Genomic DNA, 15352 nt, shown 5'->3' with positions numbered 1-15352 from the left:
TGGGCGATCCCATGCCCGATATCTCAAGGCAAATATTCAGGAATTGAAACATGCGAGCGGCACGCACTGCCTATCCCATGACATGGCGCATCATGGATGCGCTGGAAGCAATCGCAGCCTTTTTATGGCCCGCGCGGTTTAACCGTGCTGTGCCCTATCTGATGCTGCTTCCGGCGATTGTTCTGGTCGGATTGCTGGTGCTGGGTCTGATCCAGATCGCAGATACCAGCCTGCGCACGCTCGATACGTCGACCTTCCTGATGTCGGACTATTATACGCTTGCAAACTACAAGCGCGCTCTGATGGAATCCCTATTTGCGACGGTCGCCTGGCGCAGTCTTCTGGGATCGCTCGTCGTGACCTTTTTCACGCTCGTTCTGGCATTTCCTTACGCTTATCTGATGGTCAGAACGCCTTCGGCGGCGCTACGCAAATTTCTGCTGATCGCGCTTTTCCTGCCGTTTTTCATCGGGCAGGTGGTGCGCGCTTATGGGTGGCTCATCATTCTGGGCAATCAGGGCATGGTAAACGAGGCGCTTGGCCTCGTCGGTATTGCGCCTTTGCGCCTGCTTTATAACTACCCGGCGGTGCTGTTCGGACTTGTGCAATATATGCTGCCCTTTGCAGTCCTGATGCTGGCCCCGGCGCTGACCGCTATTCCGGAAGAAATGGAAGCGGCGGCAAGCTCGCTCGGCGCGAACTGGCTGCGAACATTTGCTCATGTTGTGCTACCCATGGCGCGCCCCGGCCTGATTGGCGCGGGGCTTGTGGTCATGACGCTGTCGCTCACCGATTTTGCTATTCCCGCAATCCTTGGCGGCGGCTCTCAGGATTTTATCGCCAACGCGATTTATGACCAGTTCTTCCGCACCTCCGATCAGGGACTGGGCGCGACATTGGCGCTGCTGTTAGTCGGTGTCGGCTCCATCCTTGTCGGGCTCGTTTTCACGCTGTTCGGTGCTGGAACACTTGCCATGGGGAGGGCACGCAAATGACCGCTCCATTGTCCAAGTCTGTTGTCATCTGGACCTTTGTGATTGCCGTACTGGTCTTGCTTTCGGCGCCGACCATCGTGGTCCTGGGAGCCTCGTTTACCTCAGGCAATATGATCACCTTTCCCCCGGAAGGATTTTCACTGAAGTGGTATCAGAAGATCGTCGGGACGAGCGACCTCTGGGACGCTTTCCTGCGTTCCCTCTACGTATCCTTCATCTGCACCATCGTGGCTATTCCTGTCGGAACGCTCGCCGGTATCGCGCTGGCCAAATATGCGGTTCGCTTTGAAAAGACGATTCAGATCTATCTGCTTCTGCCCTTTACGATCCCGCTGATCGGTTCAGGCATCGGTTTGATGCTGATCTTCGGTCATGCAGGCATTTTGGGTCAGCTGTGGCCGGTGGGAATTGCAGCCTGCGTCATCAATCTCCCATTCATGATCTGGGCGGTGACGGCAAGCGCCGCCAATCTCGATGCCGATCTTGAGCTGGCGGCGGCCAATTGCGGGGCGGGGCCCATATCGACATTTTTCTTTGTCACGCTGCCCGTTGTCGTGCCGGGTGTGATCAGCGGTTCATTGCTGATGTTCATTCTCGCACTTAACGAGTTTCTGGTGAGCTTGCTGTTGGTTGATGCTCGAATCGTCACCCTGCCGGTGCAGATTTACAATTCGATCCGGTCCATCATCACACCCGATCTTGCAGCGATCTCCGTTGTTTTCATCGCCTGCGCTGCGTTTGCCATTTTCCTGCTCGACCGGTTGGTCGGGCTCGACATTTTCCTCAAATCGAAATGACCAGCTGCGTCCCCATGGCAGCAAGCAAGGAGCCGACTATGTCCGATGTTACCTTTCATGAACTGGCAAAACTGGATGATGCTGGACGTGCGGAGCTTCTGAAGCGTTCGGAAACAGATCTTTCCGGCTTTATCGAGAAAGTAAAGCCGATCATCGAAGCGGTGCGCACGGAAGGCGACGCTGCACTGGTGCGGTTTGCGCGCGATCTGGACAAGGCCGACGTTGATCCGGCGAATATCAAGGCAACCGAGGCGGAGTTTGACGCGGCTTTCGACAAGGTCGAAAAAGACGTCATCGAAGCCATTCAGTTTGGCATCGACAATATCCGTCATTTCCACGAAGAGCAGAAGCCGGAAGCGATGTGGCTGAAGGAAATGCGGCCTGGCGCTTTTGCTGGTGACCGTTTCACACCGATCCGCTCTGTGGCGCTTTATATTCCGCGCGGGAAAGGCGCATTTCCGTCTGTCACCATGATGACAGCCGTTCCCGCTGTCGTCGCCGGTGTGCCGGAACTGGCCATTGTGACCCCGCCGACGCCAGATGGCTCGGTTGATGCCGCAACGCTTGTCGCGGCACGTCTTGCTGGTGTGGAAACGGTCTATAAGGTCGGCGGCGCACAGGCTGTTGCAGCGGTTGCTTATGGCACGGAGACGGTTAAGCCAGCGCTCAAGATCGTTGGTCCGGGCAGCCCGTGGGTTGTCGCTGCAAAGCGCCTTCTGGGTGGCGTCATCGATCCGGGTCTTCCCGCAGGTCCTTCCGAAGCGGTGATTTTTGCCGACGATACCGTCAAGGGCGGTCTTGCCGCGCTCGACCTTCTGATCGAAGCCGAACATGGCCCGGATTCATCAGCCTGGCTGGTCACGCATAGCCGTCGCGTGGTTGAGGAAGCACTTGCCGCTCTCCCCGATCATTGGGCACGCATGACGGAACAGCGCGTCGGCTTCTCCAAGACTGTGCTGACCGGCAAATATGGCGGCATCGTTCTGACGTCGTCAGTCGAGGAAAGCTATCGCTTTATCAACGATTACGCGCCGGAACATCTGGAGCTGCTTTCGACCGATCCGTTTGCGCATCTTGGCCACATCACAGAGGCGGCCGAAATTCTGATGGGGCCGCATACGCCAGTCGTTATCGGCAATTTCGGCCTTGGCCCCAATGCTGTTCTACCGACCAGCCGCTGGGCGCGCACCTATGGCCCGCTTTCCGTCACCGATTTCGTGAAGCGCTCTTCCATCGGTTATGTGACGGCTTCCGCCTATCCGGAATTCGCCAAGCATGCCCGCACGCTTGCCCGTTATGAGGGCTTTTCCTCTCATGAAAATGCCGTTTCGGAAATCCGTAAAGATTATCTCTGAACAAGGTGGGTTCCATGAAAGCGGTTCGGCTTTATGCGGCCAAGGATTTGCGGGTCGAGAATATCGACCCGCCAGCGGCACTTGAACCGGGCTGGGTTCGACTGAAAGTGGCAGCGGCTGGAATTTGCGGTTCTGACCTGCACAACTTCTCGACAGGACAGTGGATCAGCCGCTCGCCATCGGTCGCTGGACATGAATTTGCTGGTGTCGTGACCGAGATTGGTGCCAGGGTCAGCGAGTTCAAGCCGGGCGATACGGTGATCGCCGATTCCAGATATTGGTGCGGCGAGTGCGCGGCCTGTGCGAGCGGTCGGCACAATGTCTGTTCCACGCTTGGATTTATCGGTGAAGTCTGTGATGGCGGTTTTGCCGAGGAGACGGCGCTGCCTGCCCGTTTGCTTGTCCCCTATGCTGCCAACATCAACCCTGTTGTGGCCGCGATGGGCGAGCCGCTTTCGGTTGCGTTGCACGCCATTCGCAAACAGCGCGTGCCGTCAGGCGAGGCGGTTCTGGTTGTCGGTTGCGGACCGATTGGCGGGCTTGTTGCTCTGTTGCTGTCGCGCTTGCACGACGGGCCGGTGCTGGTCTGCGACCGTAATGAACAGCGGGCAGAACTTGTTGCAAGGGTAACCGGCGCGACCAGTGTTCAACTCGACAATAATGCGTTGGAAGCGGCACTTTCGGGAAAGACTTTACGGTACGCAATTGATGCGACCGGCAATATTGTCGTTTTGAATGCGATAATCGACGTCCTGTCAGGTGGCGGTTCTCTGGCGCTCGTCGGGATTTCGCACGGCAAGATTGAGCTTGATCCGAATGTTCTGGTCGAACGTGAAATCAGTCTGATCGGCTGCCATGCCTATCAGGATGAACTTGCGGAAATCGCGGCCTTGCTCCCCGAACTAGAAGCATCGCTTGTCGAATTGATTGATCGAGAAATTTCGCTTGATGACGTACCAGAAGCTTACGACCGCTTGCTTGCAGGGCGGGCCGAGGGTCTGAAAACGATCATACGGATAGGAGCGTAGTTTAATCATGGGCTCTACCGGAAAATCGGATAGTGATCACGCAACAGCGATGGAATTGCCCGAAACGGCGGGGCCGCTTTACGAAAAGGTCAAAGCCCAGGTTCTGGAAAATATCCGGTCTGGACGTTGGCCTGGAAATTTTCGCCTCCCGTCTGAGCATGAGCTTGTCGATGCGCTCGGAATTTCCCGCATGACCGTCAATCGGGCGCTACGTGAACTCACCGATCAGGGCATTTTGAAGCGTATTCAGGGGGTTGGGACGTTTGTCTCTCCACCAAAGCCCGAAACGACATTGATCGAAGTGGTGAATATCGCCAATGAAATCGCGGCGCGTGGTGGCACGCATCGTGCGCAGGTGGTGGCGCTTGATATAGTGCAGCCGGATGCGGCACTGTTGAATGCTTTTGAGCTGCAAAGCCCTATAGCTGTTGCGCATTCAATCATCGTGCATTTTGAAAACAATGTGCCCGTGCAGTTGGAAGAACGCTTCGTCAATACGCAACTGGTGCAGGACTACGAATTGCAGGATTTCCGCACCATCACGACCTACGATTATCTGCAAAAGAGCACACCGATGACGGAAGTCGAACAGGTGATCTCCGCCGTTACTGCCGATGCCCACATTGCAGCTTTGCTGCAAATTGAGGTCGATGCGGCTTGCCTTCATCTCGACCGCCGTACATGGACCAGAGATACGGTCGCGACCGTCAACAAGCTGATCTATGCCGGTGATCGATATCGTTTGGGTAGTCGCTACAAGCCAGAAATTTACAGGTAGCGATTACTCGTTGCCAATTCTCAGCGGGTACGAACCATCTCGACATTGCTGTGTTGAATGCGTGCTTTGAGCAGGTCCTGCCGCGAGACCAGACCAACCACCTTATGGGATTGCGGGTCGAGAATGGGGATGCGTGGAATGCCGCTCATGACCATAAGATCGGCAACTTCACCGAGCGGCGTTGATGTAAAGGCAGTGGGCTGCGAGGCATCGGAGAGCGTTTCAGCAAGCGAGGTTGCTACCGGAGCGCCCGAAACCTGCCATTGCAAGACTTCAGATCGTGAAACGAGACCGAGCAAGCGCCCGTCATCGTCCAGCACCGGATAGGCTCTGTGACGCGCGTCTTTGGTGAAGAATGCAATTGTGGCATCAATCGACTGCTTGCCCGACAGGCATTCCGGGCTGGGCGTCATCACGTGTGCAGCCTGAAGGAATGCAAAGGGGTCCACGGAATATTCCTGCAAGATATGCCGTCCCCGACGCGCAATTTTCTCCGTCAGAATTGAACGATTGAGAATGAGCACACTGACGGCATAGGCCGAGGCCGAAGCGGCAATTGTCTCAGGCAAGGCGGCAAAATGGCCGGTGAGTTCAACCGCAAAGATTGCACTGGTCAGCGGGGCCCTCATCGCGCCGCTCAATATCCCGGCCATGCCGATCATCGCCCAGAAACCTGCGCCGCCGGGCAGGAACTGTCCAATCAATGCGCCCAGAGCGCCGCCGAGCAGAAGAAGCGGTGCAAGCACACCGCCTGAAGTGCCAGACCCCAGCGCGATCAGCCAGACCGCTGCCTTGACCACCAGCAGTAATGCAATTGCCTTCAGCGTCATTGAGCCATCCAGCAATTGCTGAATGCTGGCATAGCCCGCACCAAGGACATGCGGATCAATCAGTCCACCTATACCGACCGCAATCGCTCCAAGAGCTGGCCACCACATCCAGTGAACCGGCAGCCGGTGAAACATGTCTTCAATGCGATAAAGGCCGGTTGAGAGCAACACGCTCTGGATACCGACAATAGCGCCGAGGATCAGCGCAAACAAAAGAGGCATTCCACCGCTGGCGTCGAGGCTCATGAAGGGGAAAAGCGGCCCTGAACTGATCAGAAAGGGCCGCCAGGCTGTTGAGACCAGAACGGCGACGACAACGGGTATGAAACTGCGCGGCTTCCATTCGAAGAGCAATACTTCCAATGCAAGCAGGATAGCTGCCATGGGTGTGCCGAATATCGCCGTCATGCCTGCTGTAGCGCCTGAGACGAGCAGGGTTTTGCGCTCCGCTGCACTCAGTTCAAAAAGCTGTGCGAATAGAGAGCCGATGGCTCCGCCCGTCATGATGATTGGTCCCTCGGCACCGAACGGACCACCGCTGCCGATGGAGATTGCAGAAGACAACGGCTTCAACACCGCAACTTTGAGCGAAAGACGGCTCTCGCCAAACAGGATCGCTTCAATCGCTTCCGGAATTCCGTGCCCGCGGATTTTTTCCGAACCATATCGCGCCATCAACCCGATAATGAGACTACCGATAACGGGTATGACAAGCGCCAGCCAGCCCAGCTGGTTGTCGATGATTTCGGAACTGGCGAATGAAAACCGGCCAAACCAGAAAAGATTGGTCGAAAGGGCAATGAGTTTCAGCAGCAACCATGCCCCGAACGCCCCACCTGTGCCAACCACGATAGCTGCAAGCGCGAGCATCAACGTACGGCGATCAGTCGTATGGTCGCGCAATCTTGGAAGATTTGGTATGGCTGAAGGCGTGGACATAATGGCTCCGGACTTGATGAGATCGAAAGCGAATTATATCGTAATGCGATATAATTCAAGAAGGTAAAAATGACTTCGAGAAGAATGACTGATGACGATTATGCGGTGCTGGCGGATTTTCGCTATTCGTTGCGAAACTTCATGGCTTTCAGTGAAACCAAGGCCGGAGAGTATAATCTGACACCGCAGCAGCATCAGGCGCTGTTGGCCATTCGTGCTGCAACGGATGGTAAGGCGACGGTCGGTTATGTTGCGGAACATCTGGTTTTGAAGCCTCATAGCGCCAGCGGATTGATTGCGCGTCTTGAAGCGCTAGGTCTTCTCAAACGGTTGCCGGGAATGGACGACAAACGGCAAACTGTTCTCGCCCTGACCGAGGAGGCGGAAAGAATATTGGCCGAACTGAGCCTGACCCACCGCGAAGAAATCCGCCGGTTGCGCCCCTTGCTGCTCGACCTGCTGTCGCGAATAGAGAGTGAAGTCTAGACTGCATGTCTCCGATCTCAGCCAACCGTGGCATGCCTAGCCGATAGGCAGGCCAATTTCGGACTTCATCGTGCGCAAGGCGATTTCCGATTGCACGCGGGCGACCTGCGGGTGCGGCAGCAACACGAGATGTATGAAATCAGCAAAGGCCGAAAGATCCTTGGCAACGATGATCAGCACATAATCCGCATCGCCCGAAACCGAATAGGCTTCGCGCACTTCTTCATGTCTTGCGAGAAAGCTGACAAAGGATTCATCGGTACGTTCGTTGTGCGTCGATAGATTGATGCGTGTGATAGCCCGCAGGCCGTACCCCAGTCGTGCGGCATCGAGACGGGCAGAATAGCCTTGAATAATGCCTTCCTGTTCCAACCGCGTGCGGCGACGCGAGCATTGGGATTGGGACAGATTGACGAGTTCGGAAAGCTCGGCATTGGTCAATGATGCATCCCGCTGCAACGTTTGCAGAATTGCACGATCAAAGGAATCCAGGGTAATTTCGTGCATGAAATGTCCTTAAGGCTCACAGTTCTTGCAAATCTTCTCCGAGGTCGCGCGACATTGCAAGCACTTCGCGCAATGCTTCTCATAGAATTCTTCTTAATCACGATAAGGAGGATTCAAAATGGGACCATTTCCGCACGACGCGCCGAAAGCCGAAATCAACGAAACAAATCCCGCCGGGACGGACGGCTTTGAGTTTGTCGAATTCGCGCATCCCGAGCCCGAAAAGCTCGACATTCTGTTCCGCCAGATGGGTTTTCGACCTGTCGCCAAGCATCGCAAGAAGGACATTGTTCTCTACCGTCAGGGCGATATCAATTATCTTCTGAACCGTGAACCCAACAGCCATGCCGCGGCGTTTGTTGCAGACCACGGCCCCTGTGCGCCTGCCATGGCATGGCGTGTGGTGGATGCCGGCCATGCGCTCCGGCGTGCAGTGGAACTGGGTGCGGAAGAATATCGCGGCGACGGCAAGTCGCTCGATGTTCCCGCCGTCATTGGCATTGGCGGCTCGCTACTTTACTTCGTGGATACATATGGCGACGATGGTTCGTGCTATTCAGCCGAGTTCGAATGGCTTGGCGAAGTCGATCCGAAACCGGAGGGTTTCGGCTTCTACTACCTCGACCATCTCACGCATAATGTGGTGCGCGGGAATATGAACACCTGGTACAAATTCTACCACGACACATTCAATTTCCGAGAGATCCGCTATTTCGATATTGCCGGGAAAATGACCGGGCTGAGCAGTCGCGCACTGACGTCTCCTGACGGGAAAATCCGCATTCCAATCAATGAAAGTGCGGATGATCATAGCCAGATCGAAGAATATCTTCGTGCATATAAGGGCGAGGGCATCCAGCATATTGCAATCGCCAGCAATGATATTTATGGCGGCACGGATGCAATTGCGGCGCAGGGTCTGGAATTCATGCCCGGTCCTCCGGACATCTATTATGATAAGTCCAAGGCGCGTGTCAAAGACCACAATGAGCCGCTCGACAAGTTGAAGAAGCGTGGAATCCTCATCGATGGCGAAGGTGTTCTGGGCGGTGGCGAAACGCGCATCCTTCTGCAGATTTTCTCAAAGACCGTAATCGGGCCGATTTTCTTCGAGTTTATTCAACGAAAGGGCGATGACGGCTTCGGCGAGGGCAATTTCAAGGCTTTGTTCGAGTCCATTGAGGAAGATCAGATTCAGCGCGGCGTGTTGGGCAATGTGCAGCCGACATCCAAGAACGGCCAACTGGCTGGCAATCGTGCATGAGTGACGCGTGGCGCTCGTATTCCGGAGCACCTGAGAACGGTACGGTTCTATGTCCGTCGGCAGACGTAGCCGACGGACATACACAATGTTTGGTCCTGCGTCGTGATGGGAAGGAGTTTCCACTTCTTCTTATCAGGCGGGACGGAATCGTGCGCGGTTTCGTCAATGCTTGTCCGCATCAATATCTCCCATTAAACTACCGGTCAGACGAGATACTCTCGCCCGATGGTACGCGTCTCCTCTGCACAGCTCACGATGCGATGTTCGACGCCGAGAGCGGCACGTGCCTGTCGGTCGGGCTGGACGGACTTGATGCGGTTCCTGTGGTGGATGACGGAAACGGGAATGTTGTCATCCACGAGCGGGAGTAATCAAGCAATGGGAGGAAGTCATGCCGAGTACAATTCGCCTGCATCGTGTCATTGCCGCAAAGCCTGAAAAGATTTTCCGGGCATTTATCGAGCCAGACGCAATAGCGAGCTGGTTGCCTCCCTATGGATATCTTTGCACCGTTCACGAACTGGATGCAAAGGTTGGCGGCAGACACAAAATGTCGTTTCGCAATTTCACGACGGGCCATAGCCACGGCTTTGGGGGGACATATCTCGAATTCGTGCCCGGTGAGCGTCTTGTCTATACGGACAAATTCGACGATGCGAACCTGCCGGGTGAGATGAAGGTTACGGTTGTTTTGAAAGCCGTTTCTGTCGGAACGGAAGTCACCATCACACAGGAAGGCGTGCCTGATATTATTCCTGCGGAAGCCTGCTATCTGGGCTGGCAAGACTCGCTTCACAAACTCACCAAGCTGGTTGTGCCTGAAATAAACGAGTAGCTGTCGCTGCCATGTATAAGCATGTGAGCAGCTTTGGTGGCTGTTCGCGGCGGTCACCTCGAGGGTTGTAACGCGACAAATATTGCAACTGGTTCTTTTCGGAACAGAGTGCGTTATTCTGATGGTTAGCTTGCGAAAGATTTCTTCCTTAATCTCGTAAAACTATCGAGATTAGCCATCGTGTATGCTTATTTTATAGCACTCTAATTTTTCTTGGTAACTTTGCTTGCCATAAAGCAACTGCGCCCTACTCTCCTTACCTGTCCGATTGTGGCTTGGAGGGCAGTATGCAGTGGCTTCAGTCCGTATTTGAGCAGTCACCGGAGATAGCATTATTTCTATCTCTGGCTGGCGGTTACGCGCTGGGAAAAATACATTTTGGGAAATTCCAGCTGGGTGGTGTGGCTGGCTCGCTGCTCGTGGCGGTTGTGATCAGCCAGGTGGGCGTTCACATAGATAATGGGGTGAAGGCAGTGCTCTTCGCCCTTTTCATTTATGCTGTCGGTTTTGAAAGCGGCCCGCAATTCTTTCGGTCGCTTGGGCGTCAATCTCTTCGCGAGATTGCGATGGCCGCGGTGCTGGCCATCAGCGGATTGGTGACGGTTGTTGTCCTGGCGCGAATATTCGGCCTCGACAAAGGTCTTGCAGCCGGCATTGCCGCAGGGGGCCTGACACAGTCAGCCATCATTGGTACCGCCAGTTCGGCGATTTCGAAACTTGGCCTTGCAGCCGACGAAGTTCAGCGATTACAGGCCAATGTCGCGGTGGGGTACGCTGTTACCTATATTTTCGGGTCTTTTGGCGCGATCCTCGTTTGCGTCAATCTGTTGCCGAAATTCATGGGACGGACCATTCGTGACGACGCTATCAAGGCGGAAGCGGAGCTGTTGGCCGGTATCCGGTTGCTCGGCCCCAATGAACAGGAGGCTGCGCCTGACCTTGTCGGGCGTATCTATCAGGTAGACAAAGCTGCCGGAAAAACCGTCGCTGAAATCGAGGCCAAGACCTCAATCGACAACTCCATCACGGTCGAGCGCGTCAAACGCGCAAACAAGATCATCGGTGTGTCACCGGATTTGAAGCTGGAAGCCAATGATATCGTGCTGATTGTAGGACGCCGCACCGGCGTTGTCACATTGGGCAATGAAGTTGGCTCCGAGCTGCAATCATCCGATGGCATGGATGTCATCGTCGCTATACGTGATGTGACGATCACCGCTCCGGAGTTCGTCGGCAAGTCAGTCGCAGACATCAAGCAGCATATCAGCTCGGAACTTCGTCACGGCATTTACGTGATCGGCGTCAAGCGAGCCGATAAGCCACTTCCACTCAAAGCCGAGACCGTTATTGCTGCTGGCGACGTCGTTTCCCTTTACGGAACGGATCAGGATTTGCAGCGCGTTGCCAGCTCTATCGGGCCGGTTATCGTTGTCAGCGACAAGACGGATTTTGTCTTCCATGGTCTTGGAATTGCTGTCGGTCTTTTGATCGGTCTCGCTGTCATTCGTCTGGGCTCCATTCCGTTGACGCTCGGAAGCGGGGGCGGGGCCCTTTTGTCAGGTCTGCTGTTCGGCTGGTATCGCAGCCGCAACATGGCTATCGGCAATATGCCAACCGCAGCTTCGACGCTTCTCCGCGATCTCGGTCTTGCCGGTTTCGTGGCCGTTGTTGGTCTCCAGTCGGGGCTACAGGCCGTTCAGACGATCGTCAGCAGCGGTCTGTCTATTTTCCTGATCGGCATTGTTGTAACCATTCTCCCGCTCATCATCACCATGCTGTTTGGCCGCTATGTTCTCAAATACGACAACGTAGCCGTCTTTGCCGGTGCGCTGTCCGGTTCGCGCAGCGCAAACCCGGCTTTTGGCGAGATATTGGACAAAGCCGGTAACTCGATACCAACCACCCCTTTCGCAATCACCTATGCACTTGCCAACGTGTTCCTGACCTTGCTCGGGCCACTGGTAGTCGCGTTTTCCTGAGGAATAGATCATGGCGAAGAATGAATATAGCAAATATGCCAAGCTGAGCCCGTTTGAGCTGAAGGATGCCCTTATCGAACTCGCCTCCAGCAAAGCAAACCATGCCATGCTCAATGCCGGTCGCGGCAATCCGAACTTCCTGGCCACTATACCGCGCCGGGCATTTCTGCGTCTGGGCCTGTTTGCCGTTGCAGAAGCGGAATTGTCTTATTCCTATCTCTCAACGGGTGTCGGTGGACTTCCGAAAATTGAAGGCATTGAAGGCCGGTTCCAGCGTTTTATTTCCGACAATAGCGATCAGCCCGGTGTTCAGTTCCTCGGACGTTCGCTTTCCTACGTGCGCGATCAGCTCGGGCTTTCGCCGTCCGAATATCTGCACGAAATGGTGGAGGGCATTCTCGGTTGTAACTATCCGGTTCCGCCGCGCATGCTGAAAATCAGCGAAGAGATTGTGAAGCACTATCTCGTCCGGGAAATGATCGGTGGCTATATGAGCTCCGATAAGGTCGATCTGTTTGCAGTTGAAGGCGGAACCGCCGCCATGACCTATATTTTCGATACGCTAAAGCAGAACAAGATTCTTGCCGAAGGCGATACGGTTGCCATCGGCATGCCCGCTTTCACGCCCTATATCGAAATCCCGGAACTGAATAATTATCGGCTCAAAGAGGTGCATATCAATGCGGACCCTAAACAGGGTTGGCAATATCCAGAGGCCGAGCTGAACAAGCTGCTCGATAAATCGGTCAAGGTGTTTTTCCTGATCAATCCGAGCAACCCGCCATCGGTGAAGGTGGATCAACGCGGGCTGGACCAGATCGCCAAAATCGTCAAGGAAAAGCGCCCCGATCTCATCATCCTGACCGATGATGTTTACGGGACATTCGCTGACGATTTCAAATCGATCTTCGCAATATGCCCGTACAACACGATGCTCGTTTATTCGTTCTCGAAATATTTTGGTGCGACCGGCTGGCGTCTGGGGGCAATCGCCATGCAGAAGGACAATGTTCTGGATGCAAAGCTGAAGGACTTGTCGGGTTCGGCGAAAAAGGAACTGGACCAGCGTTATTCGTCGCTGGTGCCCAATGTTTCAAAGCTGAAATTCATTGACCGTCTTGTCGCGGATAGCCGCACCGTCGCTCTCAACCACACTGCGGGTCTTTCCACGCCGCAGCAGGTCCAGATGGTGCTGTTCTCCCTGTTCGGTCTGATGGATGAAAAGGATGCCTATAAGGCCGAACTGAAGAAGCTCATCCGTAATCGTGAGGCAGCACTGTATCGCGAACTGGGCCTGTCGCCGCAAACCGATAGCAATGAGGTCGATTACTACACCTTGCTCGATCTGGAAGACATTGCGCGTCGTCTCTATGGAGACGAGTTTGCTGCCTGGGTGAAGAAGAACATATCGCCGACCGAGCTGTTGTTCCGGATTGCTGATGAAACCGGCATCGTTCTCTTGCCGGGTACTGGCTTTGGCACGCAGCAACCGGCTGGCCGCGCATCGCTCGCCAATCTCAACGAGTATGAATATGCAGCCATCGGGCGCGCATTGCGGACGATGGCTGACGAAGTCTATCAAAAGGAATTCAAATCCAAGAAATGATCAGGTGCGGCTTGGCCTTGAGCCAACGCTGCCTTTTGAAACCAAAACGCCGGTCTGTTTCACGCAGATCGGCGTTTTCATGAGGCGTCTTAAACTTATCATACAAATTACAACGAAATAGACGATAACACTGATAACTCGTATCACCTGACTTGTGAGCGCTCTGCGGGCCTGCTACCACAGGATTACGGAAAACAATGTGCAGGACCGCGATGATGACAACAAGAAGCAATGAAACATCCGCCCGTCCTGCGGGCAATCTCGTTGTCAAAGTCAGTGGCGAGCTAAAAAAACTGATCCAGTCCGGTGAGTTCAAGCCGGGAATGAAACTGCCCAGCGAAGCAAAGCTGACGGAAGCCTATGGGGTTAGCCGCACGGTTATTCGCGAGGCGGTGGCCGCCCTGCGTGCCGACGGGCTCGTCGAGGCCCGACAGGGAGCCGGGGTTTTTGTGCTTGAGGCGCAATCCGCTGAAGCTCTGCCATTTCACAACCTCGATTATGACCGGGTTTCATCGGTTATTGAGCTGCTTGAGCTGCGCACAGGCGTAGAAGTAGAGGCTGCAGGACTTGCAGCGCTGCGTCGCTCTCCCCAGCAGGAAGAGGCTATCATCAATTGCCATCGGCAAGTACTCACTTGCCTGGAAGCTGGGCTCCCGACAGCGGAGGCGGATTTCGCATTGCATCTGGCGATTGCTGACGCGGCCAACAATCCTCGCTTTCGCGAGTTTCTGACGATGATCGGTAGCGGTGTTATTCCGCGTGCGGCTTTACAGTCCCAGTCAGATACGAATTCAGCCGATTATATCGCGCGTATTCATGATGAGCATTCCCAGATCATCGAGGCCATTTCCAATGGTGATGAAGAGGCTGCACGGTCGGCAATGAGGCGGCATTTGAAGGGAAGCCAGATGCGATACCGCAGCATTCTCAGACAAGTTCGCTCTAACTTATAATATAAGTTGTTGACATATAATATCTGAATGCGCTAGGTCATATGCAGACATCAAAAAAGGGGTCAACATATGGAACCGCAGCAGATCAAGGAAAAGCTTGGAGCAGGATTGCTCTCCTTCCCGGTAACGCATTTCGATGCCGAGGGGCAGTTTGCGCCGGAAAGCTATAAAGCCCATGTAGAATGGCTTTCGGGCTTCGATGCACCGGTATTGTTCGCCGCCGGTGGCACCGGCGAGTTCTTTTCTCTGCGTCCGAGTGAAATTCCGGCCATCGTGTCTGCGGCAAAGGAGGCCGTTGGCAACAGCGGCACAGCGATTGTTTCGGGCTGTGGCTATGGGACGGAAATGGCGATTGAAATTGCCAAGTCGGCTGAAAAGGCTGGAGCGGACGGCATATTGCTTCTGCCACATTATCTGATCGATGCGCCTCAGCAGGGTCTCTACGAACATGTCAAGCGCATCTGCCAGTCGATTGGCATCGGCGTCATGGTCTATAATCGTGATAATGCCGTTCTTCAGGCCGACACGCTGGCTCGCTTGTGTGATGAGTGCCCCAATCTTGTCGGTTTCAAGGATGGTGTGGGTGATATCGGGCTCGTTCGCCAGATTACGGCCAAGATGGGGGATCGCCTGACCTATCTGGGCGGGATGCCGACGGCGGAACTCTTCGCCGAAGCCTATCTGGGCGCCGGGTTCACGACCTATTCTTCAGCCGTTTTCAACTTTGTTCCTGGTCTGGCGGTGGAGTTCTATCGTGCGCTGAGGGCGGGTGAACGCGCCACATGTGAGCGGATTCTCAACGAGTTCTTCTATCCGTTCATGGCAATTCGCAACCGCCAGAAGGGTTATGCCGTGGCAGCCATCAAGGCAGGCGTGCGTCTTCAGGGCTTCAAGGCCGGGAAGGTTCGTTCTCCGCTTTGCGATCTGACGAGAGAGGAAGAAGGCCTTCTCGAAGCTCTCATCGGTAAGTACAGCCGCAAACAGGCGGCTTGAGCGATAA

General features: G+C 54.8%; 15 protein-coding genes. 13 read left to right on the top strand and 2 right to left on the bottom strand.

Going from position 1 to position 15352, the window contains the following annotated elements; genetic code table 11:
- The first annotated feature begins 50 nt into the window (after nt 1-50).
- Genes ACTJKP_RS10445 through hutC form a run of 5 tightly spaced genes read left to right on the top strand, consistent with a single transcriptional unit; the run spans nt 51 to nt 4953 of the window.
- Nucleotides 51-995, top strand: a complete 945-nt coding sequence (locus ACTJKP_RS10445; protein WP_440630583.1) for an ABC transporter permease — start codon at nt 51-53, stop codon at nt 993-995.
- Nucleotides 992-1792 carry an ABC transporter permease gene (locus tag ACTJKP_RS10440; RefSeq protein ID WP_113534202.1) on the top strand — a complete coding sequence of 267 codons (801 nt, stop codon included), beginning with the start codon at nt 992-994 and terminating at the stop codon, nt 1790-1792. Before ACTJKP_RS10445 ends, ACTJKP_RS10440 begins: the two co-directional genes overlap by 4 nt.
- Nucleotides 1793-1830: 38 nt before the next feature.
- Nucleotides 1831-3147, top strand: coding sequence for a histidinol dehydrogenase (gene hisD / locus ACTJKP_RS10435; RefSeq protein WP_078337481.1), 1317 nt, complete (start codon nt 1831-1833; stop codon nt 3145-3147).
- A gap of 14 nt (nt 3148-3161) precedes the next feature.
- A complete protein-coding gene (locus ACTJKP_RS10430; RefSeq protein ID WP_440630582.1) occupies nt 3162-4175 on the top strand; it encodes a zinc-dependent alcohol dehydrogenase in 1014 nt (337 codons plus the stop codon).
- A 7-nt stretch (nt 4176-4182) separates the two neighbouring features.
- A complete protein-coding gene (hutC, locus tag ACTJKP_RS10425; RefSeq protein WP_440630581.1) occupies nt 4183-4953 on the top strand; it encodes a histidine utilization repressor in 771 nt (256 codons plus the stop codon).
- Nucleotides 4954-4973: 20 nt separating this feature from the next.
- Here hutC and ACTJKP_RS10420 read toward each other — a convergent pair whose 3' ends face one another.
- Nucleotides 4974-6722 carry a chloride channel protein gene (locus ACTJKP_RS10420; RefSeq protein ID WP_440630580.1) on the bottom strand — a complete coding sequence of 583 codons (1749 nt, stop codon included), beginning with the start codon at nt 6720-6722 and terminating at the stop codon, nt 4974-4976.
- Nucleotides 6723-6791: 69 nt separating this feature from the next.
- On the opposite strand from ACTJKP_RS10420, the gene ACTJKP_RS10415 reads away from it, so the two are divergent.
- Nucleotides 6792-7208 carry a MarR family winged helix-turn-helix transcriptional regulator gene (locus tag ACTJKP_RS10415; RefSeq protein WP_440630579.1) on the top strand — a complete coding sequence of 139 codons (417 nt, stop codon included), beginning with the start codon at nt 6792-6794 and terminating at the stop codon, nt 7206-7208.
- A 36-nt stretch (nt 7209-7244) separates the two neighbouring features.
- Here ACTJKP_RS10415 and ACTJKP_RS10410 read toward each other — a convergent pair whose 3' ends face one another.
- Complete coding sequence (locus tag ACTJKP_RS10410; RefSeq protein ID WP_078337189.1) at nt 7245-7715, bottom strand: Lrp/AsnC family transcriptional regulator; 471 nt, start codon at nt 7713-7715, stop codon at nt 7245-7247.
- A gap of 118 nt (nt 7716-7833) precedes the next feature.
- Here ACTJKP_RS10410 and hppD point away from each other — a divergent pair, with 118 nt between their 5' ends.
- The 7 genes from hppD to kdgD all read left to right on the top strand — a co-directional run bounded on the left by hppD (nt 7834) and on the right by kdgD (nt 15345).
- The gene (hppD, locus tag ACTJKP_RS10405) at nt 7834-8979 is read left to right on the top strand and encodes a 4-hydroxyphenylpyruvate dioxygenase (RefSeq protein ID WP_440630578.1); all 1146 of its coding nucleotides are present in this window, start codon (nt 7834-7836) and stop codon (nt 8977-8979) included.
- The gene (locus ACTJKP_RS10400; RefSeq protein ID WP_440630577.1) at nt 8976-9350 is read left to right on the top strand and encodes a Rieske (2Fe-2S) protein; all 375 of its coding nucleotides are present in this window, start codon (nt 8976-8978) and stop codon (nt 9348-9350) included. Before hppD ends, ACTJKP_RS10400 begins: the two co-directional genes overlap by 4 nt.
- A 20-nt stretch (nt 9351-9370) precedes the next feature.
- Nucleotides 9371-9814 (top strand): SRPBCC family protein, encoded by a 444-nt coding sequence (locus tag ACTJKP_RS10395; RefSeq protein ID WP_440630576.1) that lies wholly within the window; start codon nt 9371-9373, stop codon nt 9812-9814.
- Nucleotides 9815-10101: 287 nt separating this feature from the next.
- Nucleotides 10102-11793 carry an aspartate-alanine antiporter gene (gene aspT, locus ACTJKP_RS10390; protein WP_440630575.1) on the top strand — a complete coding sequence of 564 codons (1692 nt, stop codon included), beginning with the start codon at nt 10102-10104 and terminating at the stop codon, nt 11791-11793.
- Between the two features lie 10 nt (nt 11794-11803).
- The gene (locus tag ACTJKP_RS10385; RefSeq protein WP_440630574.1) at nt 11804-13399 is read left to right on the top strand and encodes a bifunctional aspartate transaminase/aspartate 4-decarboxylase; all 1596 of its coding nucleotides are present in this window, start codon (nt 11804-11806) and stop codon (nt 13397-13399) included.
- 215 nt (nt 13400-13614) lie between these two features.
- Nucleotides 13615-14352 carry a FadR/GntR family transcriptional regulator gene (locus ACTJKP_RS10380; RefSeq protein WP_440630573.1) on the top strand — a complete coding sequence of 246 codons (738 nt, stop codon included), beginning with the start codon at nt 13615-13617 and terminating at the stop codon, nt 14350-14352.
- 69 nt (nt 14353-14421) lie between these two features.
- Nucleotides 14422-15345, top strand: coding sequence for a 5-dehydro-4-deoxyglucarate dehydratase (gene kdgD, locus ACTJKP_RS10375; RefSeq protein WP_440630572.1), 924 nt, complete (start codon nt 14422-14424; stop codon nt 15343-15345).
- Nucleotides 15346-15352: the final 7 nt, after the last annotated feature.

This window comes from Brucella sp. 22210, from assembly GCF_052045675.1.
GTDB lineage: Bacteria > Pseudomonadota > Alphaproteobacteria > Rhizobiales > Rhizobiaceae > Brucella.
This window is presented reverse-complemented; position numbering and strand designations above follow the sequence as displayed.